This is a genomic window from Magnetospirillum sp. WYHS-4 (assembly GCA_039908345.1).
Classification (GTDB): Bacteria; Pseudomonadota; Alphaproteobacteria; order Rhodospirillales; family GLO-3; genus JAMOBD01.
Genome location: JAMOBD010000049.1, coordinates 1 through 23887, shown reverse-complemented (window position 1 = coordinate 23887; position 23887 = coordinate 1). Strand labels below are relative to the sequence as shown.

Genomic DNA, 23887 nt, shown 5'->3' with positions numbered 1-23887 from the left:
GTCGTCGGCGGCTCAGTGGTGACTGGCGTAGTCGGCGTCGTGGCCGTCGTCGGGGTCGTTGGGGTCGTCGCCGTCGTCGGCGTGGTGGCCGTCGTCGGAGTCGTGGCCGTGGTCGGCGTGGTGGCCGTCGTCGGGGTCGTCGCCGTGGTCGGCGTGGTGGCCGTCGTCGGAGTCGTGGCCGTCGTCGGGGTCGTCGCCGTGGTCGGCGTCGTGGCCGTCGTCGGCGGCTCAGTGGTGACTGGCGTAGTCGGAGTCGTAGCCGTGGTCGGCGTCGTCGCCGTGGTCGGGGTCGTCGCCGTGGTCGGAGTCGTCGCCGTCGTCGGCGTCGTGGCCGTCGTCGGGGTCGTCGCCGTGGTCGGCGTCGTGGCCGTCGTCGGCGGCTCAGTGGTGACTGGCGTAGTCGGAGTCGTAGCCGTGGTCGGAGTCGTAGCCGTGGTCGGCGTCGTCGCCGTGGTCGGCGTGGTGGCCGTCGTCGGAGTCGTCGCCGTGGTCGGCGTCGTGGCCGTGGTCGGAGTCGTCGCCGTGGTCGGCGTGGTGGCCGTGGTCGGCGTGGTGGCCGTCGTCGGGGTCGTCGCCGTGGTCGGCGTGGTGGCTGTCGTCGGAGTCGTGGCCGTGGTCGGCGTCGTGGCCGTCGTCGGCGTCGTCGCCGTCGTCGGCGTCGTCGCCGTGGTCGGAGTCGTGGCCGTCGTCGGGGTCGTCGCCGTGGTCGGCGTGGTGGCCGTCGTCGGAGTCGTGGCCGTGGTCGGAGTCGTGGCCGTCGTCGGAGTCGTGGCCGTGGTCGGAGTCGTGGCCGTGGTCGGAGTCGTCGCCGTCGTCGGCGTGGTGGCCGTGGTCGGCGTGGTGGCCGTCGTCGGGGTCGTCGCCGTCGTCGGCGTCGTCGCCGTCGTCGGCGTCGTGGCCGTCGTCGGCGTGGTGGCCGTGGTCGGAGTCGTCGCCGTCGTCGGAGTCGTCGCCGTCGTCGGGGTCGTCGCCGTGGTCGGCGTGGTGGCCGTCGTCGGAGTCGTCGCCGTGGTCGGCGTGGTGGCCGTCGTCGGAGTCGTCACCGCTGCGGGCGGTTCAGTCGTGCCTGGCGGTTCGGTCGTGGGAGGCTCGGTTGTGGGGGCAGGCGGTTCCTCCCGCTCACGATCGAATTCCCGCGGATAGCGTGCCGTGAAATACAGAGGATCGATCGGATCGCCGGAACGCGGAGTCGTAGTCAGATCGGGAGAGATGTCATTAATGGCGGCGGCAAAGGGAGTTACACGCTCGCCTTCCTGGTCGATCTCGGGTCCAGTTCGCAGCGCGGCACCTTCGTCGAGGGTGCGCAGGAACGGGTCGACCGGCCGAGTAACGCCCATATGGACGTTGCCGAGATCGCCCAGGTCGTCGCGACCTTCGTCGAAAATGGCCTGTTGTTCTTCGGCATCGCCCGCATCGGGAGCGGTAGTATCGCGCAATACCGTCAAGTCGTCGAGGATTTGCTGCTCCTCAACATCGCGAGCTTGATTGTCGCCTTCTTCCTCGATCAGGTCGTCGCGTTCCTTGTCAGCCATCACACACCTCTCACATGCACCCCGAAACCGAAGGGCGGGATTAAGCCCGCCCCGATAAAGGGCACCCTTCCCATTCCTTTCATATTAGCTTTCGCGACACGGCAATGAAATGTTTCCCACCGGCAGCGGTCACTCAAGGTCATTGGATTGACCATGCGCTCCGCAGGGGAGCCGTTTCATGATTAACGGTGTCGTATCTTGTAGGAAAATTGCCCTCTTAAATCATGATTCTGGTTAATATACGCCCTTTAATTGCGGGCGCACCCCGCTTGAAGAAGATGTCGAGGCTGCTTAGCATGTCGATGGATCGCCTTGTGAAGAATTCCGGGTATCCAACAGGAACGCCCTCGTGCTAGTGCATGAGAATGGCTGTGGGTCTTGATTTCGCCTATCCACTAGCGGAACCGCGCGCCTCATGGGATGACCGAGCCAAGGAATGGGAAATGGGTATCATCACGCGGCTCTACCATCGCTCCGACGGACTTTCGGACAATAAGTACAACGTCTTTTTCATGGATATGGGCGAAAACATCCATATCCACTACAGGGATCTGCGGATCGAGCTGAGCGCCGGGGAGTTCCTGGAATTCGCCGATCTTTGCGAGAAGTACATTCCGCAAGTCCGCAAGGAGATCGCTGGCGGGTACCGGGACGGCATCCATCCCAACACCAACCAGAGCAACACCCTCAAGACCATCAGCGAAAACAAGGCTCTGAAGCGCAATATCGCCTACAACCCGAAGCGCATCTCCCTGGAGGAGAATACGGACGGGTACCACGTTCATATTCGCAATTATAAGATACTACTCGATAAGGCCTCGTTCCTCAACTTCGCCCGCGCGGCGAAGGAAGCCCTGGAAATCCGGGAAAAGCCGATCGGGCTGGAAGAAACCCTTGGCCTCATCGAGGTCAATGACCTCGTCCATCGCGTCGACGAGACTTCCCGCGGCGACCGCGAGCAAGCCCGGGTCACGGTCGACAAGGCCTTTTTCCGCAAGACCATCCAACTTCTCGAAGGGCTGGGATACCGGAAGGCCGGCGACGTGGCGGGAGAAGCCGCTTACGAGAAGGCCGACGCCCGGATCCTTCTTCGGGTTGGCATGGTGCCGGCCATCGCGGCGCGCACGGCGGTACCGTCCCCAGTCGTTCCCCTGGTGGAATTCCTCGACACGAACGGCCCTCGCCTGACACCCAGGGAAATCAACCTCCTGAAGCTGCAGATCCTGGACTTTTTCGAGTATGTCCGGAAAGACGATTTGAAGGACGTGGTCGACCTGGACCACCGCAACCTCCTTTACGACACCGAGAAGGACAAGGTCATCTTTCCGACCAAGGATCGCCGGTCGCCCAGCGACGTGGATCAGGAATGGAGCCGGTTCTACAATTTCCTTCATGCCCGGAACCTGGGCTTCGTGAAGCCGAGAAAGGTCTATTATTCGGACGACGAGCTTAAGCGTCTCGACGCGACTTTCCGCGCCTACGTCGCCGAGAAGCTGGCCAAGCATCCTTGCGTGGCGAAGATCTACCTGCTCAATCCCATGGAGACCAAGAAGACCGGAAGCGGCACCGGGCGCTACGAGGTGCCCTTCGTCCATATCAACTGGGTGAAGCTGGGATCGGATTTCGACATTCTCGTCGAGATGGACGAGCGCCATCCCGTCCCGGCCGACTGGACCTTCAAATTCCACTGGAGCGTCTGCGGGTCCGACTACTACCACCTGGGCGAGGTCGATTTCCCCATTCCCTCCCCCTATGTCGAGAAATACCCCAACACGCCCTTCCACCAACATCTGGTCGAGGCCTACTTGTTCTTCCCCTCGCGGGGCAACCTGCGGGTCAAGGATTCCTACTTGGCCAAGTTCCCCCACGAGGTCTTGTACGAGAGGCCCGAGAAGGAGGACGGAGCCACCGCCAAGCGGCTTCGGTCCTTCGTCGAGGAATGCTACGGCATGTCGGTGACCGCCGTGGAGCCGCTGCGGGTCTTCAGCTTCAACAAGGTTTTCACCGTCAAGAGCAAGGACGGGGACTTCGTCGCCAAGATCATGAAGGGCGTGCAGTTCACCCCGGCGACCGAAGGCCATCCCGGACAGCATGTCGACTACGAGGCGGCGCTGCTGCACGGCCTGGCGGGCAAAGACCTGCCGGTGGTCATCCCGCGCGCCAGCAAGTCGGGAGCGCTCTACGAGGATTTCGACAAGCGCCACTGCATGCTCTTCCCCTTCGTCGAACTGGGCGACAAGACTCCCATCCCCGGCGGCCGGACCGCAGCGGCTGCCCGGACTCTAGCCCAACTGCACAAGGCGCTCGCCGACATCGACGCCCCAAAGGACGCCTATCGTTTCGGCGAGGCCCTCGATTTCTGGCTGAAGGATTTCCTGTCGCTTCCGGTCAAGTATACCGCCGACCCGGCCGAACAAGGGCGCTTCGAGGCCTTGGCCCCGATCGTCAAGGACGCCCAGGCACGAATCCTGAAGACCAGGGGCCTTCCCTGGCTCCATTGCCACGGCGACGTTTGTCCGCGGAACTACTTCTTCACCGGCGGCAAGGCGATTCTTTACGATTTCCAGGCCGCCCACTACGGCCCCCGAATCGAGGATCTGGCCGAAGGGGCCCTGGAGTTCGCCCAACTGGGGCCGGCAATCGATCAAGCCCGTGTGGATGCCTTCGTCGCCAGCTACGAGGCGGAAAGCTCCCTGACTCCCTTGGAACGCCAATCGCTGCCGACCATGCTGCTTCTGCATGCGGCACTCAAGCTCGGGCGCCTGCTGCGCATGGAGGTGGTGTTCGGCAACAAGGTCGACAAGAAGCGGATCGCCGCCTTCCTGGATTACGCCGAAAAGATGGGGGATGAACTCCGGAAGGCCCCCCGGATATCGGTTTCGCCGCCGATCCTCCGCAAGGCCTCGGTGAACATCGCGCTCCGCAAGGCGCCCTGACGGGAAAGGCCACCGCCGTGAAGGCCCCCGACGAAAGAACGGATCGGAAAACCGCCAAGGTTGGCTTGCGCTGGCAGGGCGCCGTCCCGTCTTCCAAGAAGGTAGCGGCACCGGAAGAACCATCCGCGACCGCCATCCGGAGCGCCGTGGCCCGCAGCCGGGAGATGCGGGCGGGCGGCCGATTCCGCGAGGCCGCCGAGGCCATGCTTGCCCTGGCCGGGGCGGCCCCCGGCGCGGCTGAGGTTCAGGAGGAACTGGCCCGTGTCCTCAGGGGAATGGGTGATGGGGAGGGAGCCATCGCCGCCTATCGCCGCGCCACCGAACTGGCCCCCGCCAAGGGCGACCATTTCTATCAGTTGGGCGCCGTCCTGGTGGAACGGCGCCGGGCCCGCGAGGCCGAGGCGGCGGCGGATCGTCTCCTGGCCCTGGAGCCGGACCAGTCCCGCGGCCACGCCCTGAAGGGATTGGCCTTGAGAGCCGCCGGAAGCCTGGAGGCGGCGGCCCTCTGGCTGGAACGGGCGATGGTTCTGGCCCCGGCCGATTTCACGACCCTGAACGCCCTGATGATGACGCTTTACGGGCTGGGCCGGATCGAGGAGGCGCGGGCACGGGGCTTGGCCGCCCTGGTCCACAAGGATCGCCAGGCCCTGGCCGACTTCGCCCGGTCGCCCATGGCGGGCTTGACCGTCAGCCGCCGCGCCGCCCCCTTCGACGCCACCCGTCCGCGGCGCAACGTGATCGCCTTCAGCCTTTGGGGAGATCGGCCGGAATATACCCACGGAGCCATCGTGAACGCCCAGATCGCCCCTCATATCTACAAGGGCTGGACCTGTCGCTTCTACTGCGACGACACGGTGCCGCGCGTCATCCTGGAAGAACTGCGCCACCTCAAGGCGCAAGTCATCCCGATGCCGGAACGCAACGCGGTGGCCAGCGGCGCCTTCTGGCGCTTCCTCGCCTCCGACGACCCGGAGGTGGACCGCTTCGTTTGCCGGGACGTCGATTCCCGCGTCAACTGCAAGGAAAAGGCAGCCGTGGATGCCTGGATCGCCTCCGGTCGGATGTTCCACGCCATGCGCGACCATATCTACCATAACGAATTGATACTGGCCGGTATGTGGGGGGGCGTGGCGCGGGTGCTACCCAATCTGGACGCCCTGTCGCGGCGCGGCCACCGTTTCTCGGGAGTGCGCCATGCCGACCAGAACTTCCTGCGCGGCGTCGTCTGGCCGATGATCCGCGACGACCTCCTGGTCCACGATTCCCAATATCGTTTCGCCGGCTCCCAGGACTTTCCCGGCCCTTGCGGCCTGCCCGCCCCCTTTCACGTCGGCTGGAGCGAACGCGACATGCCCGCCTGGACGCCCCGCTGACCATGGAGCCTCTCGTCTTCCCTGCCCTACCGCCCGACGGCCGCATCTTCGTCGGCATCGCCGCCTATCGCGATCCAGACTGCCAATGGACGGTCAAGGACTTGTTCGAGAAGGCGATACTGCCCGACCGCGTCTTCGTCGGCATCTGCTGGCAGGTCCTGCCGGGCCTGGACGATGACTGCTTCCGGATCGTCACCCGGCCGGATCAGGTGCGGTCCGTCACCTTCCATGCCATCCGCGACAGCCGGGGTGCCTGCTGGGCGCGTCATCAGGTGGCGAAACTCTGGCGGGGCGAGGACTATGTCTTCCAGATCGACAGCCATTGCCGCTTCGAACGGGGTTGGGACATCCGTTATATCGAGATGCTGCGTTCCTGCCCGTCGCCGCGCCCGGTGCTGACTACCTACCCGGCCGGCTTCGAGCCGCCCGACCGCCTGAGCAAGCGGCGCATCCCCTTCATGACCGCCGATCGCTTCCTCGATACCGGCGTGCTGGCCCCCGGCTCCTGGACCACGGAGATGGCCGCCGCCCCCGCCATTCCCCAGCCCACGGCACTGCTGTCGGCGGGGCAGGTCTTCGCACCCGGCCGGCTGGTCGAGGAGGTTCCCTACGATTCCCGGCTCTATTTCCTGGGCGAGGAGATCAGCATGGCGGTGCGGCTCTGGACCCACGGATGGGACCTGTTCGTGCCCAACGACTGCCTGCTCTACCACGACTATACCGCCGGCCGGAACGACAAGCGCCACTGGTCGGACAACAAGGATTGGCTCCCCTTGAGCCGCCGGGCCACCCAGCGGGTCCTGCATCTCCTGGGCACCCGGCCCGCCGAGGACCCCGAGGCCATCCTGGAGTTGGACCGCTACGGACTGGGGACGGTGCGTAGTCTGGCCGAATACGAACGTCACGCGGGTATCGACTTCAAGGCGGGCACCATCGCCCCGCGCGCGGCCGAGGGGCGCTTTCCCGCCCATCCCTCCCTCGAGCCCGGAGCCCGCCGCCGTCGCCAGGCCTTCGGCACCCTTTGGCGGATCAACCGCCACGGAGGCAAGGAAACCCACAGTGGTCCGGCCTCGACCCTGGCGGGAACCCGGCTCCTGAGGGCCCGCCTGGCGGAAGCCTTCCGCAGTCTAGCGATCCGGAGTCTGGTGGATGCCGGCTGCGGCGACTTGCACTGGCTGGGGCCGATCACCGGCGACCTTGGGCTCTACCTCGGCTTCGATCTGGTCGAAGAGGCGATCACCGAAAACCTCCTGGTCTTCCGCCACCGCCACAACCACTTCTTCCAGGTGGCCGACTTGGTGTCGGATCGCCTCCCCGAGGCGGATGCCATCCTCTGCCGCGACGTTCTCACCCACCTGTCCCACGCCGAGGTCCGCGCCGCCCTGGTCAACTTCAAGGCCAGCGGATCGCGGTACCTGATCGCCACCACCCACGGCACCGGAACCAATCCGGACATCGAAACCGGGGCTTGGCGTCCCCTCGACCTGGAAGCCGCCCCTTTCCACCTGCTGCCGCCCCTGCTCAGAATCCAAGACGGTGGTAGCGCAGCGAACAAATCCCTGGCTGTCTGGGCCTTGGCGCATGTGGGAACCTGACGGTCACCCCTTCAGGATCACTCCCCGCACCCGCAGCCGGAAATCGTAGTCGGGCGTCAGTTCGGGACGCGGTGCGATGTCCCAGGTCCATTCCCGGCCACCTTCGGGCAGATGCGCGCCGTGCAGGGCGTCGTCCCGGTCCAGGATATTGTCGCCGTCGCAATAAAGCTCCTCCGCCTCGGCGATCAGACAGACCGTGCCGGGACAGGCCCGCAGCAGGGCCAGATGGTGCTCGATCACGGCACGGCGAAAGGCTTCCACCTTGTCCGGGGGATGGCGCCTTTCCGCCCACCAGGAGGGAATCAGGGACAACTGGGTCAGGATGTTGAGCGACACCGCCAGGTCGCCGTCGCCTTCCGGCAGGGCGGCCAACTCCGGGGCGGGCAGGCCGCCGGCATAGACTTCGGCCACCAAGCCGGTGACGTCGGCTTCCACCAGCCGGACGTTGGGATAGGCACGCGCCGCCCGCTTCACGGCCGGCAGGTGCAAGATGTCGACCAGCACCACCTCGCCGAAGCGCTTGGCCAGTTCGGCCAGGGGCAGATCGAGCAGCAGGCCGGAGCCGTAGACGGTGGCTTTGCGGTGGTGGGGGCAGGCGTCGGCCGCCTCGCGCACCAGGGCCTTGCATTCGGCCAAGTGCATCGTCCAGGCCGCGCGGTGGCGGCGCCAGCGGGAGTCGATGGCGACGATTTCCCGCAGATACCCCATCTCGCGCAGGTGGCGCGGGCAGGGCGTCAGGCGATGGCGCAGCCACTCCAGGATCATCCGCGTCTCCCGAACAGCTTCTCGATGTCGGCCAGCTTCAGTTCCACATAGGTGGGGCGGCCGTGGCTGCACTGGCCGGACCGTTCGGTGGCCTCCATGTCGCGCAGCAAGGCATTCATCTCGGCGGCGTTCAGCGTCCGCCCGGCCCTGACGCTCCCATGGCAGGCGAGCGTCGCGCAGACCTCCGACAGGCGGTCCTGGAGGCTGACGGCCTGGCCCATCTCCGCCAGGTCGTCGGCCAGGTCGCGGATCAGGCCCTTGACGTCGGCCTCGCCCAGCACGGCAGGAATCTCGCGCACCACCACCACGCCGGGACCGAAGGATTCCACCAGGAGGCCAAGCGCCTCCAGTTCCTCCGCCCGCGCCAGGATGCGCCGGCAGGAGGCCTCGTCCAGGTCCACCACCTCCGGGATCAGCAGGCCCTGGCGCTTGACCCCGCCTTCGCCCAGGGCCTTCAGGATGCGTTCGTGGGTCAGGCGTTCATGGGCCGCGTGCTGATCCACGATCGCCATGCCGTCCCGGGTCTGGGTCACGATGTAGGTGCCGTGCAGCTGGGCGCGGGCGACACCCAAGGGATAGTCGGCCTCCTCGGCCGGGGGCGGCATCTCCTCCTGGCGGGCCGTGGGGGCCGTCGCCAGGCCGGGCAAGGGTGCATGGAAGGCGGCCGCCCGTTCCGCCACCCCGCGCGGAACGGCCTGCGGCGCGGTCGGAAACGCGTAGGGCCGGACGGCACCCAGGGCGGCCTGGGAGACCGTGCTGGCGGTGCGGTGCCCGGCCGCGGCCAGGGCATGCTTGATGGCGCCCACGATCAGGCCGCGCACCAAGCCGGGATCGCGGAAGCGCACTTCGGTCTTGGCCGGATGGACGTTCACGTCGACGGCATCGGCCGGCACTTCCAGGAACAGGGCGGCCATGGGATGGCGGTCGGAAGCCAGGACGTCCTGATAGGCCCCGCGCAAGGCCCCGTGGATCAGCTTGTCGCGCACCGGCCGGCCGTTGACGAACAGATACTGTCCGGCCGAGGTGCTGCGGTTCAGGGTCGGCAGTCCCGCATGGCCGGTGAGCCGGATGCCTTCCCGTTCCGCGTCCAAGGGCAGGGCGTTGTCGGCGAATTCGCGGCCCATGATATGGCCCAGGCGATCCAGGCGGGCAGCGAACAGGTCGCCTTGGGCAGCCCCCACCCTGAGCAGGCTGCGGGTTCCGTCGCCGACCGAAAAGGCCACTTCCGGATGGGCCATGGCGAGGCGGGAGACGACTTCCACCGCACGGTCCAGTTCGGTGCGCGGCGCCTTCAGGAATTTCAGCCGCGCCGGGGTGGCGAAGAACAGGTCGCGCACCTCGACGCGGGTGCCGACGGGATGGGCGGCGGGCTGCACCGGCCCCACTTGGCCCCCTTCGACTGCGATGGACCAGGCGGAATCGCCGCCTTTCGGCCGGCTGACGATGGTCAGGCGGGCCACGGCGCCGATGGAGGCCAGGGCCTCCCCCCTAAACCCCAGGGTGGCGATATGGACCAAGTCGTCGTCCGGCAGCTTGGAGGTGGCATGGCGCAGCACCGCCAGCTTCAGGTCGTCGGGTCCCATCCCTTTGCCGTCGTCGGCAACCGACAGGAAGGTCCGCCCGCCGTCGCGCACCACCACTTCGATGCGGCTCGCTCCGGCGTCCATGGCGTTTTCCACCAGTTCCTTGACCGCCGAGGCCGGCCGTTCCACCACCTCGCCGGCGGCGATGCGGTTCACCAGGCCTTCGGGCAGCAGGCGGATAGTCATTTCCAGGCTTTGTAGGCGGCGATCAGGCCGTTGGTGGAGGAATCATGGGCGGTAGGCGCGTCCGGCCCCTTCAGTTCGGGCAAGATCCGGCTGGCCAGCTGCTTGCCCAGTTCCACGCCCCACTGGTCGTAGGGGTTGATGTCCCAGATGCAGCCCTGGACGAAGATCTTGTGCTCGTAAAGGGCGATCAGCATGCCGAGCGTATGGGGATCGACGCGGCGCACCAGGATCGAGTTGGTCGGCCGGTTGCCGGGAAAGACCTTGTGGGGCAGCAGGGCCTCCAGCGCCTCATCGGCAAGGCCCTGCTTCTCCAGGTCGGCTCGGGCCTCGTCCGCGGTCTTGCCGCGCATCAAGGCTTCCGTCTGCGCGAAGAAGTTGGACAGCAGAATCGCGTGGTGATCGTCCAGCTCGTTGTGGCTGACCGCCGGGGCGATGAAGTCGCAAGGAACCAGCCGGGTGCCCTGGTGGATCAACTGGTAGAAGGAATGTTGGCCGTTGGTGCCGGCCTCGCCGAACAGCACCGGCGCGGTGTCCCAGGCCACCGGCCGGCCGTCGCGGGTCACCCGCTTGCCGTTGCTTTCCATGTCGGCCTGCTGCAGGTAGGCGGCCAAGCGGTGCAGGTACTGGTCGTAGGGCAGCACGGCATAAGCCCCGGCCCCCAGGAAATTGACGTTCCACACCCCGATCAGGGCCAGCACCGTGGGCAGGTTGGCTTCCAGGGGGGCGGAAAGGAAATGTTCGTCCATGGCCCTGGCGCCGGCCAGCAGTTCCTCGAAGCGGTTCATGCCGATGGCGATGGCGATGGGCAGGCCGATGGCCGACCACAGGGAATAACGCCCGCCCACCCAGTCCCAGAACTCGAACATGTTGGCGGGATCGATGCCGAATTCCTTGACCGCCCTGCCGTTGGTGGACAGGGCGGCGAAGTGGCGCGACACCGCCCCTTCGCCCAGGCGTTCCACCAGCCATTCGCGGGCGGAACGGGCGTTGGCCATGGTCTCTTGGGTGGTGAAGGTCTTGGAAGCGACCAGGAACAACGTGGTCTCGGGATGGCATTGCTTGAGGGTTTCCGCCAAGTGGGTGCCGTCCACGTTGGAGACGAAGCGGACGTCGAGCCCTTCCTGGCGGTAGGGCTTCAAGGCCTCGCAGACCATCGCCGGCCCCAGGTCGGAACCACCGATGCCGATATTGACCACGTCGGTGATCCGTTTGCCCGTGGCGCCCTTCCAGATGCCGCTGCGCACGGAAACCGAAAAGGCCCGCATCTGGTCCAGGACACGGGCGACCTTGGCGCCCACCGCCTCGCCGTCCGCCTGGAACCCGGCCGTCCTGGGGGCACGTAGCGCCATGTGCAGCACGGATCGGTTCTCGGTGTTGTTGATGCGCTCGCCGGCAACCATGCGGGCCCGCAAGGTCTCGACCCCGGCTTGGCGGGCCAAGTCAACCAGCAGGGTCATGGTCTCGCCGTCGATGCGGTTCTTGGAATAATCGAGCAGCAGGTCGCCCAGGCGTAGCGAGAACCTCCCGAATCGCCCCGGATCGGCGGCGAACAGGTCCCGCATGTGCCGGTCCCGGGTGGTGTCGCGGTGGGCCTCCAAGGCCTTCCAGGCGGGCAGCTGGTTGGGCGCGGTCATGGGCCTCCCTCCGGCGATGGTAGCGAACGCCCGGAGGCTACCAGAGTCGCCCGGCTTCAGCCAGAGGGCTGGAGGAATTCCAAGTTATCCACAGCCGGAGGCGAATCGCCCCCGTGATCCACAGGGGGGGATCACAGACAGAGCGCTTCGTCCGCAGTAGGTTCCCGGCATGGCAACCAACCTCCCCCTCCCGCCCGTCGACCTGTCGGCCACCGGCCGGGCGTCCGGCGCCTTCCGCACCCCGCCCCACAACGTGGAGGCCGAGAAGGCGTTGCTGGGCGCCATCATGGCCAACAACCGCGCCTACGAGCGGGTGTCGGAATTCCTGCGCGGCGAGCATTTCGCGCTCGGTCAGCACGGCAAGATCTTCGAGGCCTGCGCCCGCCTGATCGAACGCGGCCAGATCGCCGATCCCGTTACCCTGAAGAACTTCTTCGAGCAGGCGGATACCTTGGCCGACATCGGAGGGCCGGCCTACATCGCCGATCTGGCGACAGCGGCGGTGGGCATCATCAACGCCGGCGAATACGGCCGCCTGATCTACGACTTGTACCTCAAGCGCCAGCTCATCGTCATGGGCGAGGACATGGTCAACGACGCCTTCGGCGCCGACATGGAACACAGCGCCACCGAACAGATTCAGGTGGTCGAGCAGAAGCTCTACGACCTTGCTTCGTCGGGCGAGATCGAGGGTGGTTTCCGGTCCTTCCGCGATTCCCTGAAGAACGCCGTCGAGATCGCCCAGGCCGCGCACCAGCGCCAGGGCCAGCTATCCGGCGTCACCACGGGCCTACGCGACATCAACGCCAAGCTGGGCGGCCTGCATTCGTCCGACCTCTTGATCCTGGCCGGACGGCCCTCGATGGGCAAGACTGCCTTGGCCACCAACATCGCCTTCAACGCCGCCAAGGCCTACCGCGAGGAACGGGGCGAGGACGGCAAGGTCAAGGTGGTGGACGGGGCGGTGGTCGGCTTCTTCTCCCTGGAAATGAGCGCCGAGCAGCTCGCCACCCGCATCCTGTCGGAACAGGCCCGCATCGGTTCCGACAAGATCCGCAAGGGCCTGCTGTCCAACGACGAGTTCAACCGCCTGGTCGTCGCCGCCCAGGAGGTGGAGCAACTGCCCATCTATATCGACGATTCTCCCGGCCTGACGGTCAGCGCGTTGCGCACCCGCGCCCGCCGCCTGAAGCGGCAGCACGGCCTGGGGCTGATCGTCATCGACTACCTGCAATTGATGAGCGCCAGCCCCGGTTCGGCCGACCGCGGCCGCGTCCAGGAGGTGTCCGAAATCACCCGCGGCCTGAAGACGCTCGCCAAGGAACTGGAGGTGCCGGTCCTCGCCCTGTCCCAGTTGTCGCGCCAGGTGGAAAACCGCGACGACAAGCGCCCGCAATTGGCGGACCTGCGCGAATCGGGCTCCATCGAGCAGGACGCCGACGTGGTGATGTTCATCTTCCGCGCCGAATACTACCTGTCGCGGGGCGAGCCCATCCAGCGCGCCGACGAGGCCATCGAGAAGTACACCCAGCGCCACGAACACTGGGTCCAGCGCTGCGAAGAGGTGCACAACAAGGCGGAAGTCATCGTCGCCAAGCAGCGCCACGGCCCCATCGGTTCCGTCGATCTGTTCTTCGAGGGCGAGTTCACCCGTTTCGGCGACCTTGACACCCAGCATGGCGAGGCGTTCTAACGGACCCATGCCGGGAGCCACCCTCACCATCGACCTGGATGCCATCGCCGCCAACTGGCACCGCCTTGCCGGACGCATGGAAGATGTCGAATGCGCCGCCGTGGTCAAAGCCGATGCCTACGGCCTGGGGCTGGACCAGGTGGCGCCGGCCCTGGCATCGGCCGGCTGCCGGACCTTCTTCGTCGCCCTTTTCGAGGAAGCGGCCGCCTTGCGCCGCCTGCTGCCGGACGCCGCCGTCTACGTGCTGAACGGCCTTGACCGGGGCGCCGAAGCCGACTACGCCGCCCTGGGCCTCCGCCCGGTGCTCAACGGCCTGGACGACATTGCCGCCTGGTCGGCCTTCGCCCGCTCCCGAGAAAGAGCCCTGCCCGCCGCCCTGCACCTCGACACCGGCATGGCCCGCCTGGGCCTGCCGTTCGCCGAGGCCCGCGTCCTGGCCGCCGAGCCGGGACGGCTGGAGGGTATCGATCTGCGCTTGGTCATGAGCCATCTCGCCTCGGCCGACGAGCCGGACCATCCCGACAATGCCCGCCAACTCGCCGGCTTCCGCGCCCTGCGCGCCCTTTTCCCGCAAGGAAAGGCCTCGCTCGCCAATTCGTCGGGCCTGTTCCTGGGGGCCGGCTGGCGGTTCGACCTGGGGCGGCCGGGGGCGGCGCTCTATGGCGTCAATCCCTGCCCGACACAGCCCAATCCCATGGCCCAAGTGGTTAGCCTGCAAGGGAAAATCCTTCAGGTCCGGGCAATTGACTCAGGGGAATCGGTTGGCTATGGTGCCACTTGGCGGGCTTCCCGCCCCAGCCGCATCGCGACCGTCGCGGCCGGTTACGGGGACGGCTACCTGAGGTCGCTGAGCAATTCCGGCTTTGCCTGGCTGGGGGACATCCGGGTGCCGGTAGTGGGGCGGGTTTCCATGGATCTGATTACCCTAGATGCGACCGACGTTCCAGGGGCCCTGGTGCATCCGGGCGCCGCCGTCGAGTTGCTGGGACCGCAAGTTTCCGTGGACGCCCTGGCCGGCGCCGCCGGCACCATCGGCTACGAGATCCTGACCGCACTGGGGCGCCGCTACCGCCGCGTCTACATCGGCGGGTGCGCCGGAACATGACTCCCGTCCGCATCGCCCAGTTGATCGGCCGCTTCACCCTGGGCTTCCTCGGCACCGCCGGCAAGCTGACCCTTTTCACCACCTCGGCGCTCAGCCACATCGTCCGCCCCCCCTTCTATCCGCGCCTGCTGCTGACCCAGATGGTGGAAATCGGCTACTTCTCCCTGCCCGTGGTGGGCCTGACGGCAGTCTTCGCCGGCATGGTGCTGGCGCTCCAGAGCTACACGGGGTTCGCCCGCTTCTCGGCGGAAGGCGCCATCGCCAACGTGGTGGTGCTGTCGATCACCCGCGAACTGGGCCCCGTGCTGGCCGGCCTGATGGTGGCCGGGCGCATCGGCGCCTCGCTGGCCGCCGAGATCGGAACCATGCGGGTCACCGAACAGATCGACGCGCTCACCACCCTGTCCACCAATCCCATGAAGTACCTGGTGGCGCCGCGCCTGCTGGCGGGACTCCTCATGTTCCCCTTCCTGGTGCTGGTGGCCGACGTGATCGGCGTGTTCGGCGGCTATCTGGTGGCGGTCTACAAGCTGGGCTTCAATCCCTCCAACTACCTGCAGAACACCTACGACTTCCTGCAGGCGGAAGACGTCAATTCGGGCTTGGTCAAGGCCGCCGTCTTTGGGCTGATCGTCACCCTGATGGGCTGCTACCACGGGTACAATTCCAAGGGCGGCGCCCAGGGCGTGGGCGCGGCAACCACCAACGCGGTGGTCTCGGCCTGCATCCTGATCCTCTGCTTCGACTATATCCTGACCGAGATGTTCTTCAGCCGATGACCGACGGAACCCCCAAGATCCGCCTGCAGGGCGTCAAGAAGGCCTTCGGCCCCAAGGTGGTGCTGGACGGCTTCGATCTGGACGTCGGCGTCGGCGAATCGGTGGTCATCATCGGCGGCTCGGGTACCGGCAAGTCGGTGACGCTGAAATGCATCCTTGGCATCCTGCATCCCGACGAGGGCTCGATCCAGGTGGACGGCGAGGAAGTCACCCGGATGGCCGGGCGGGATCGGGACCGGGTGAACCGCAAATTCGGCATGCTGTTCCAGGGCGCGGCGCTGTTCGATTCCCTGCCCGTGTGGGAGAACGTGGCCTTCGGCCTGCTGGCACAGAAGAAGGTCAACCGCGACCGCGCCAAGGGCATCGCCGTCGACAAGCTGGCCATGGTGGGCCTGGACGCGGCGGTGGCCGACCTGGCGCCGTCGGAATTGTCGGGCGGCATGCAGAAGCGGGTGGGCCTGGCCCGCGCCATCGCGGCGGACCCGGAAATCATCTTCTTCGACGAGCCCACCACCGGGCTGGACCCCATCATGGCCGACGTCATCAACGACCTGATCGTCAAGACCACGCGGGAAGTGGGGGCGACGGCGCTGTCCATCACCCACGACATGACCAGCGCCCGCAAGATCGCCAACCGCATCGCCATGCTATATCAAGGCCGGATCATCTGGGCGGGCCCGACGTCGGAAATCGACAAGTCGGGCAATCCCCACGTCGACCAGTTCATCCACGGCCGCGCCGAAGGTCCGATCAAGATGGCGGTGCGGGCGTAATTCCTAATCCACGGGCCCCCTCATACAGGCCCTGCGGATTAGCGATCCCCTGCACAGTCCAATCGAGTTCGATGCGAGCCGGTGCGAACATGTAATTCGGCAAGCGCTCCGGCCTCTCTCTTTCCAAAGGCGCATATGCCAACCGTCTACCTTGACTTCTTCCTTCCAGGGAAACAAAGTTTCCCCGTCATGGCGTCCAAGGGCAATACCTGTCCGGGGTTACCGCAGTCCGGCTCGCGAAGGGGCGGGCACCGCCAGCTTGTTGTCGCCTGGACCCTGGCGGTCGCGCTCATCGCCCAGGTTTTGGGCGCCACCGCGTTCCCCGGCAATTCCCTGGCCCATTTCCCGCCCGCCGATGTCCTGGGCGAGGGGATGGAAGTCTGCACCCCCCAGGGGATTGTAATCGTCGGGCGCGATGGACCCTTGACGCCATCGCATGCGAAGCACAAGGAAACCTGCGTCTTTTGCCTGCCGTTGATGCAGGCGGCGAAGATGCCTGCGGCGCCCCTCGATCTGGCCGACGTTGCGATGTCCGGCCCAATCGCCATTCCGCCTCGACGCGTCGCGAGCGGTGTCGGTTCTCCACGTGTTTGGGGCGCATCCTTCCCCCAGGCTCCTCCGTCTTCCTGATTCGTTCGGGGCCTGATCGGGCCCGGTAAGGGGAAGCGCGTGCGGGGCCGTTGTTGACCGCCCGCCCTTCCTCCGGCATCGGCGCGGCGAGTGGGACGGATGACGGAAGATCCTGTTAAGACGGATGTCGTGACGATGGGCCTGTCGGCGGTGGCGGGGATGGCGGTTTGTGCCGTTTCCCGGCCGGAAGGCATCGATGGGCTCGAGAGGCTCTACGGCGACTGCCGCCGTTCCCTTCATCCCGTTCTGGCGCGGCGCCTGGGAAGCCGAGCCGATGCGGACGACGTCCTGCATGAAGCCTTCATCCGTTTCATGGGACGCTACCTGGGGCAAAGCATCGCCAATCCCCTGGCGCTCATGGCGCGGATCGCCATAAATATCGTTCGCGACTCGGCGCGGATGGAATCCCATCGTCGCGGCCTGGTGGATGCGACCGAGGGTTCCTTCTGTAGCGGCCCGGCGCCACCCAGCCCCGAATCCGAGTTGTCCGGACGCCAGGATCTGCGGCGATTGAAGGATGCCATCGACGGCTTGCCGCCCCGTTGCCGCGAGGTCTTCCTGTTGCACCGGGTGGAAGGATTGCCCCATTCCGAAGTCGCCCAAATCCTGGGAATCTCGCGTAGCGCCGTGGAGAAGCACATGATCCGCGCCCAGGGTCAGCTTCGTGTTGTCCTCAATCGTGCGGGAGGGTCCGGCGTTGACAGGGGGGGCGCGGGCAAGACTTAATGCCCGCATGATCGTCGGCAACAGCCATTCCGACTTTCCTCCTTCCGGCCAGAATGGAACGCAGCGAAAGGAGGCCGAGTTCCTGTCCATCGTCATGGACGGCGCCGCCGAATTGCGTCCGATCTACGCTGGGGAGATCGGCGCCCTGAAGCGGCGCGCCGCCCGGCGGCGCCTTCTCCGGCGCCTTGGCGGAACGACCGTTGTTTGCGGCTTGATTGCTGCGTTCGGCTTCGCTTCCTACGGCTGGCGGAGCGCCGAGACGGCAGTCGGCATGCCGCGTACCCTTGATCTGGCCGATGGCGGACGCATCCACCTGGATGCGGGCGGCGCCGTCGAATTGCCCATCGCTCCCTGGCGCCGCGAGGCCAAACTGCTGCGCGGAGACGCGGTTTTCGACATCCGGCACGACGATGTGCGGCCCTTCGTCGTTGCGGCGGGCTTCACGACGGTCACCGACCTGGGAACCCGCTTCCTCGTGCAGGCCCGCCCCGATTCCGTCGCGGTGGCGGTGTTCGAGGGAAAGGTGGAACTTGCCGTCGCCGCCACGCCGCCGCTCCAGCTTTCCGCGGGGGGGGCGGCACTCTCCACACCCTCGGGGATTCTCGATACGGCGATGCCGGACGAAGCCGAAATCACGGCATGGCGCCAGGGCCGCCTGGTGTTCCGGAACACGCCCCTGCAAACGGTGGCGGAGCGCCTGTCCCGCTATCGGGGCGAAACCGTGATGGTGGAAGGGGCGGCCACCGCCGCCCTGAAGGTCAGCGGGACCTTCCGCATCGACGACACGGACGGCGCCCTGCGAACCCTCGAACGGGCATTTCCCATCCGGATAGACCGCCAGAGCGGCCGAACGGTCATCGCGCCGGTCATGCCCCGACGCTGATCCCACTTTTTTTCTTCCCCGAGGTGAGGAGATGGCCTCTTCGTCCGTTAATTCAACGTGTCTCCATCGATTCCGGAGACGCGAGGAAACGAATCGCGAGGGGGATTCTCAATGGAGATGTTCGTCATGCGGAGCCTTGCCGGCGCCGCAATCTTGGCTTTGACCATGGCGGCTGGACCAGCGCTGGCCGACGAGGCCAAGGTCGCCATCGACGTGCCACCGCAGAACCTGGCGACCGCTCTTGAGGCCCTGGCGACCCAGTCCCATGCCCAGCTTCTCTATTCGTCCAACTTGGTGCGGGGGGTCAGCGGCTCGGAAGTCAAGGGCACCGTGACGGCGACGGAGGCGCTGAAGAAACTTCTGCAGGGCACCGGCCTGGAGGCCAAGGCGACGGGCGAAGGCAGCTTCACCATCGTCAAGGCCGTCGTCGCGCCGGTGACCCGCATGGACACCGTGACGGTAACCGCAACGCGCACCGAGAACCGGGCCTTCGATGTTCCCGCCTCGGTCACGACCGTTTCGCGGGACCAGATCGACGACGCCCAGGCCCGAAGCATCGCCACGGTGATGCAGCAGATTCCCGGCGTCACCATGGCCGGCACCCCCCGTCAGGGCGGCCAGCTTCCAACCATTCGCGGCTACCAGGGGCCGGACATCGTGCTCAGGGTGGACGACGCCCGGCGCAGCCTGGATGCCAGCGTCGGCATCCTGTCGCCCCTCTACGTCGACCCCAATTTCGTCAAACAGGTGGACGTGGTTCGCGGCCCCTCGTCGGCCACCTACGGCGGCGGCGGCCTGGGCGGCGTCATGGCCTTCCAGACCATCGAGGCCGAGGACATCCTGACCCCTGGTCAATCCATGGGCGGCAAGGTCAAGGGCGGCTACCGTACCGGCGATTCTTCCTATAGCGGTAATCTCGGCGCTGCCGCCCGCTCCGAAGGGGCCAGCATCCTCGCCAGCGCGACGGGAACCAAGTACTCGAACATCGAAACAGGCGTTGACGAGATGCCCTATGAGTGGAATTGGCAGAACGGCTGGCGCAAGAACGGCCTGATGAAGTTCGGCTTCGATGCCGACGACAACAACAATATCCGCATCTCCTACATGCATGTTTCCGATGAGGGCTACGGCCCGACCAACCCGGCCAGCAACGTGCGTGCCCAGACCGGCTACCAGAACCAGAACCGGTCCCAGGACGACCTGGTCGCCAGTTGGAAGTTCAAGGATAGCGAAGGCTCCCTGCTGGATGGCAAGGTCACTACCTACTTCACCAAGTTGAAGCTGGATAACGACAAGCGGACGACCGGGGCCTCGGACAACACCAGGGACGTGAGCACCGGGGGTATCAACGCCCAGAACAGCTCCCGCTTTTCCACCTTCTCGCTGGGCCACCGGCTGACCTATGGCGCGGACACCTATCGCGATACCCTGAGCAATACCAACGCGGGGGTCGCCAACACGGTGGAGCCATACGGCCATCTGGTAGCCCTGGGCGGCTTCATCCAGGACGAAATCCAGGTCGCCCGCGACTGGACCGCCATCGCCACCCTGCGCCATGACGGCTATGAGGCGGAAGGCGGCGGTTACCCCGTCACCTCCAATAGCCGCCTGTCCCCTAAGCTGGCGCTGAAATGGCAGGCCATGAAGGAACTGGGCTTCTTCGGCAGCTACAGCGAGGCCTTCCGGGCCCCAGTCCTTACCGAACTGTACCAGGACATCCAGGGTACCGGCTATTTCAGCAATTTCCGTCCGAACTCGACCCTGCGCCCGCAAACCAACGCCACATGGGAACTCGGGCTAACGCTTGCTTTCGACGGACTGCTCAAGGCCAACGATGCCTTCCGCCTCAAGATCAGCGGCTTCGACGAGTCCTCGAGCGATTTCATCACCAGCAAGACGGTCGGCACCTACGCGCGAACCGCGCCCTATGCCGGGACCGGCTCGATCTTCCAATACGTCAACGTCCCGAACGCCCATCGCTGGGGCGGCGAGGCGGAGTTGAACTACCGCATCGACGACTGGGATCTGGGCCTCGGCTACTCCCGCCTACGGGTCAAGAACCAAGACACCGGGGAAAACCTTTTCGCGCCGCCGGACAAGGTGACCGGCAGCCTGGGCTATTACATCGACGACTACTGGTCGGTCCGCTACGGCGGTCGCTACGTCTTCGCCCAGGAATACGACGGGACCATCGCCAGGCGGCGCAGCGGCTATGCCGTGCACGACATCGGAACATCCTACGATCGTGACTGGTACCGGATCGATTTCGGCATCACCAACCTGTTCGACAAGGGCTATGCCACCTACCACCAGTCCCTGGACACCAGCTACGTCTACGAAGAAGGGCGCAGCTTCAACTTCACCCTTACGGCCCGCTTCTGAGGCAAGGAGAGGTTCCATGAAACGTCGCCAATTCCTGCTGGCCGGCGCAGCCGCCGTCGCGGCCGGCGCGACCCTCCGTTCCGCTGCCGCCGCCGAGGGCGACGGCACGCCCGCCCAGTTCGCCCCGAAGGCGCCGAAGGATCCGGCCCCCCTGGAGAACGAACTGGCGAAGTACCAGAAGTGCCCCTATTGCGGCATGGACCGGACCAAATTCCATTACAGCCGCCATCTGGTCGTCTACGTCGGCGACTTGGTGGACGGAACCTGTTCGCTGCATTGTGCGGCCGTCTCCCTGTCGCTGAACCTGCCGCTGATCCCCAAGGCCGTCTATGCCCCTGACAACGGCTCGGGCGAAGCCATCAAGCCCATGATCGACGCCGAAACCGCCACCTACGTCATCGGCGGCGACCACAAGGCGGTCATGACGCGGACCGCCAAGACGTCCTTCGCTTCCCCGCTCGCCGCCGAGGCCGCCAAGGGAACCGGCGAACTGGCCGATTTCCAGAAGGCCCTGAACCTCACCTACTGCCACATGGCCGACGACATGAAGATGATGCGCGACTACCGGCTCGAGCGGCAACGCCGCAAGGCCGCCGAGGCTCAGGGAGAGCGGAAGAACTGATCGCCAACGGCTCGCTCCGCGCGGGGGGCCAAGAGCGATTTCGTCAGGGGCGAAATCGCCGTTGGCGGGTGACGGCGGCCTTGAGGCGGATCAGGTCGCCGTCCAGAGCCGCATGGCCGTACCACCACTGGAAGTCGGGCGAATGATGGGCGAGCCCGAAGCTCAGGGCGGAGAAGCTCTTTTCCAAGGCGGCCGGATCGCCACCCACCGCCCGGCCTTCCTCGAGCTTCAGGTGGCCGATCTCCAGGGATCGCTTGGCGCTTTCCGCCACCGTCGCGACGAAGCGAGGCGAATGGCAGTCCAGGCAGACGGCCTCTTTGTCCGCCCTGCCGTGCGGCCGGTGGCAGTAGGCGCAAGCCGGGGCGCGCTGGTTGGCCTCGGCCAGCGGCTTCGACCAATCCCAGCGCCGGCCCTCCAGGGTCTCGATGACGCCATGCTTGGACGTTTGGTGGCTGCGCGCCGCCGGGCCGTCGTGGCAGGCGATGCAGGCTTGGCTCTTGCGGACCTGGGGCAACTGTCCATGGCGGTCGCCATGGCAGCCGATGCAGCCGCCGTGCGCCTTGGCAAGGTATCCTTCGTGGCAGCCAAGACATTCCGGTTCCGTGAAGGGGCCGGGCGGCACCTCCCCGGCCCAGACCGGAAATGCGAGCGTGAGGAAAAGCAGAAGCGCCCGCATCAGTTCCGCTCCCGGTTCAGGTCGGTATAGGGTCCGTGCTTCCACAGCGGCGCCGGATCGAAGGACCGTCCCTCCCGTCCCAGGCGGCGCAGTTCGGCCGCCTCGGCCGCGATGGCCTCGAGGGCGACGCCCATGCCCTTGTGCCCCTCCTCGACCAGGGACGAAGCCCCGTGGGCGGCGCCCTTGTAGGCGCGCAGGTTGTCGAAGTACCACATTTCGAAATGGCTGCGCTCGATGCCGGAGACGTTGTAGAAGGCCGAGGCCTGCCCTTCGACGGCGCCGATGCGGGCGCGCGGCCAATGCTTCTCCCACCAGTCCACCGGATAGGCCGGCCGGTCCTTGGGGGACGGTGAAAGAAGGTCGTCGGAACGGAGCTTCCTGAGGATGTCCTCGGCGCGGTAGAGCATGGCCCAGGACTTCTTGCGCTCGCCGTCCATTTCCTTGAGCCACGCCGCGGATTGGTCCTTGTCGTGGCAGTCGGCGCAAAGTTCCACCCAGCGTTTGCGCTTCACCTGGTTCTCGGCCGACAGGGGATTGACCTCGCGCAGGCCGAACTTCCAGATCGCCTTGTCGGCCACCTGGTGCTTGCCCTCCGCCATGTGGCAATAGGCGCAGGTGGGCACCGGGTAGTTGCCCTTGCGCAAGGGCTTGGACCAGTCCCAGTCCTGCCCGTCCGCCAGATAGCGCTTGCCGTGGGCGGAGGCGAAGAAGGCCTCGTCGTCCGGGTGCGGCGGGCCGGAATGGCAGGTGAGGCAGGCCTCGGGGCGCCTCGCCTCGGCGGCATCGAAGCGATGCCGGGTATGGCAGGAATCGCACTTGGTGGCCACCGAATGGCATTGCAGGCAGGCCGCCACCTCGGCCTTGGGCTTGTCGACGAAATGGCGGGCGTCCACGGCGCGCTCCATGGCCAGGGCATGGCTGGGGAAGCCGTGGCGGCGTTCGGCCCGCATCTGGCCGTGCTGGTCGGCGTGGCAGCTGCCGCAGTCGGCGGGCGTCGGGAAGCGCAAGGCCTGATGGTCGGTCCCGTGGCATCCATCGCAGGCCACCGCCGCCTTGCCGGCGGAGGGCGTGGCGTGGCGGCTGGCCTTCCAATCATTGACGATGCCGGGGGTGGCGCCAGCATGGCAGTCCACGCATTCCGCGCCGGTGAAGGTTCCTTCGACGCGCTCCCGCTCGGGCCGATGATAGGCGCCGGGGTCCCAGTATTCATGGATCGGATCGGGTTTCCACAGCTTGCCGTAGAGGCCGACGCCCTTGGGGTCGTCGGGCATTCCAGCCAAGGCGGAAGAGGCGACCAGGAGCAGCAGGATCAGGGCGCGAGACACAGCGATCCCCACAGGCTGGCGGTCAGTTCCAGGTTGGTCCCCACCGCTTCGTGCAGGGTCCAGGAAGCGCCGACCACCAGGGCCAGCAGGGCGGCGAAGGCCAGCATCTGCCAGCGGGAACGCGGCAGCGCCCCGGTCGCCCAAGCGCGCAGCCATTGCCGGTCGCGGCGCCGCGGCGCCAGCAGGTCGCGGGCATCGCGGAAGGCCAGACTGCCCGACGGGCATTCGGTGACGCAGCGGCCGCAGCCCATGCAGTCGGCCACGTCGATCCTGCCCTTGGCCTTGCCCAGTTCCAGGACGGGGATGCCCATGTCGCAGACTTGGGTACAGGTGCCGCAGTCGGTGCAGGTGCTTCTCTGATAGTCGACGCGGTAGAAGCCGACCTTGTTCAAGAGGCCGAAGGTCGCCCCGTAGGGGCAGAGGTAGCGGCAATAGCCCCGGTTGCCGATCCAAGGCGACAACAGCATCGAGGCGAAGTAGGGCAGGATCACCACTCCGGTGAACAGGCCGACGTATGCCACCGACCATTCGTTGGGCGGGAACAGGAAGACCCCGATCACCCCCATGTAAAGGGCGAACCACAGCCACTTGGTGTGACGCAGGCGCCAAGCCCACTTGCCCCGGGGCGTGACGTGGCGGAAGGGAAAGCCCACCACCTCGCGGATGGCGACGCAGGGGCAGTTCCAGCC

Annotated in this window: 20 protein-coding genes; 14 read left to right on the top strand and 6 right to left on the bottom strand. The window is 66.4% G+C overall.

Annotated features, from left to right (window positions below):
• The 5 genes from H7841_13395 to H7841_13375 form a co-directional block, all read left to right on the top strand.
• Positions 1-1143: hypothetical protein (locus tag H7841_13395; GenBank protein MEO5337866.1), on the top strand; the 1143-nt coding region annotated here is incomplete at its 5' end.
• 194 nt (positions 1144-1337) lie between these two features.
• Complete coding sequence (locus tag H7841_13390; protein MEO5337865.1) at positions 1338-1640, top strand: hypothetical protein; 303 nt, start codon at positions 1338-1340, stop codon at positions 1638-1640.
• A 335-nt stretch (positions 1641-1975) separates the two neighbouring features.
• On the top strand, positions 1976-4468 hold the full coding sequence (locus H7841_13385; protein MEO5337864.1) for a phosphotransferase: 2493 nt from the start codon (positions 1976-1978) through the stop codon (positions 4466-4468).
• Between the two features lie 17 nt (positions 4469-4485).
• Entirely contained in the window at positions 4486-5841 is a 1356-nt protein-coding gene (locus tag H7841_13380) for a tetratricopeptide repeat protein (GenBank protein MEO5337863.1), read from the top strand.
• 2 nt (positions 5842-5843) lie between these two features.
• The gene (locus H7841_13375; protein ID MEO5337862.1) at positions 5844-7436 is read left to right on the top strand and encodes a hypothetical protein; all 1593 of its coding nucleotides are present in this window, start codon (positions 5844-5846) and stop codon (positions 7434-7436) included.
• 3 nt (positions 7437-7439) lie between these two features.
• Here H7841_13375 and H7841_13370 read toward each other — a convergent pair whose 3' ends face one another.
• The 3 genes from H7841_13370 to pgi are packed head-to-tail and all read right to left on the bottom strand — an operon-like array spanning position 7440 to position 11604.
• Positions 7440-8201 (bottom strand): hypothetical protein, encoded by a 762-nt coding sequence (locus H7841_13370; protein MEO5337861.1) that lies wholly within the window; start codon positions 8199-8201, stop codon positions 7440-7442.
• Entirely contained in the window at positions 8198-9970 is a 1773-nt protein-coding gene (gene mutL / locus H7841_13365) for a DNA mismatch repair endonuclease MutL (protein MEO5337860.1), read from the bottom strand. Before mutL ends, H7841_13370 begins: the two co-directional genes overlap by 4 nt.
• Positions 9967-11604, bottom strand: coding sequence for a glucose-6-phosphate isomerase (pgi, locus tag H7841_13360; protein ID MEO5337859.1), 1638 nt, complete (start codon positions 11602-11604; stop codon positions 9967-9969). The genes mutL and pgi overlap by 4 nt, the downstream gene beginning before the upstream one ends.
• 169 nt (positions 11605-11773) lie before the next feature.
• Between pgi and H7841_13355 the strand changes: the two genes are divergently transcribed.
• From H7841_13355 to H7841_13315, 9 genes are all read left to right on the top strand, one after another.
• Positions 11774-13297, top strand: a complete 1524-nt coding sequence (locus H7841_13355) for a replicative DNA helicase (GenBank protein MEO5337858.1) — start codon at positions 11774-11776, stop codon at positions 13295-13297.
• A 7-nt stretch (positions 13298-13304) separates the two neighbouring features.
• Complete coding sequence (gene alr / locus H7841_13350; GenBank protein ID MEO5337857.1) at positions 13305-14402, top strand: alanine racemase; 1098 nt, start codon at positions 13305-13307, stop codon at positions 14400-14402.
• Positions 14399-15181 carry an ABC transporter permease gene (locus H7841_13345; GenBank protein ID MEO5337856.1) on the top strand — a complete coding sequence of 261 codons (783 nt, stop codon included), beginning with the start codon at positions 14399-14401 and terminating at the stop codon, positions 15179-15181. The genes alr and H7841_13345 overlap by 4 nt, the downstream gene beginning before the upstream one ends.
• The gene (locus tag H7841_13340; protein MEO5337855.1) at positions 15178-15954 is read left to right on the top strand and encodes an ATP-binding cassette domain-containing protein; all 777 of its coding nucleotides are present in this window, start codon (positions 15178-15180) and stop codon (positions 15952-15954) included. The genes H7841_13345 and H7841_13340 overlap by 4 nt, the downstream gene beginning before the upstream one ends.
• Before the next feature lie 189 nt (positions 15955-16143).
• Positions 16144-16584 carry a hypothetical protein gene (locus tag H7841_13335; GenBank protein ID MEO5337854.1) on the top strand — a complete coding sequence of 147 codons (441 nt, stop codon included), beginning with the start codon at positions 16144-16146 and terminating at the stop codon, positions 16582-16584.
• Positions 16585-16683: 99 nt separating this feature from the next.
• Positions 16684-17310 (top strand): RNA polymerase sigma factor, encoded by a 627-nt coding sequence (locus tag H7841_13330; GenBank protein MEO5337853.1) that lies wholly within the window; start codon positions 16684-16686, stop codon positions 17308-17310.
• A gap of 7 nt (positions 17311-17317) precedes the next feature.
• Positions 17318-18193 carry a FecR domain-containing protein gene (locus tag H7841_13325; protein MEO5337852.1) on the top strand — a complete coding sequence of 292 codons (876 nt, stop codon included), beginning with the start codon at positions 17318-17320 and terminating at the stop codon, positions 18191-18193.
• 126 nt (positions 18194-18319) lie between these two features.
• Entirely contained in the window at positions 18320-20575 is a 2256-nt protein-coding gene (locus H7841_13320; GenBank protein MEO5337851.1) for a TonB-dependent hemoglobin/transferrin/lactoferrin family receptor, read from the top strand.
• A 16-nt stretch (positions 20576-20591) separates the two neighbouring features.
• Entirely contained in the window at positions 20592-21197 is a 606-nt protein-coding gene (locus tag H7841_13315) for a nitrous oxide reductase accessory protein NosL (protein MEO5337850.1), read from the top strand.
• Positions 21198-21240: 43 nt separating this feature from the next.
• Here H7841_13315 and H7841_13310 read toward each other — a convergent pair whose 3' ends face one another.
• The 3 genes from H7841_13310 to H7841_13300 form a co-directional block, all read right to left on the bottom strand.
• Positions 21241-21873 carry a cytochrome c3 family protein gene (locus tag H7841_13310; protein ID MEO5337849.1) on the bottom strand — a complete coding sequence of 211 codons (633 nt, stop codon included), beginning with the start codon at positions 21871-21873 and terminating at the stop codon, positions 21241-21243.
• Positions 21873-23198, bottom strand: a complete 1326-nt coding sequence (locus H7841_13305) for a hypothetical protein (protein MEO5337848.1) — start codon at positions 23196-23198, stop codon at positions 21873-21875. The genes H7841_13310 and H7841_13305 overlap by 1 nt, the downstream gene beginning before the upstream one ends.
• The coding region (locus H7841_13300; protein ID MEO5337847.1) for a 4Fe-4S dicluster domain-containing protein at positions 23183-23887 on the bottom strand (705 nt) is incomplete at its 5' end. The genes H7841_13300 and H7841_13305, both read right to left, overlap by 16 nt.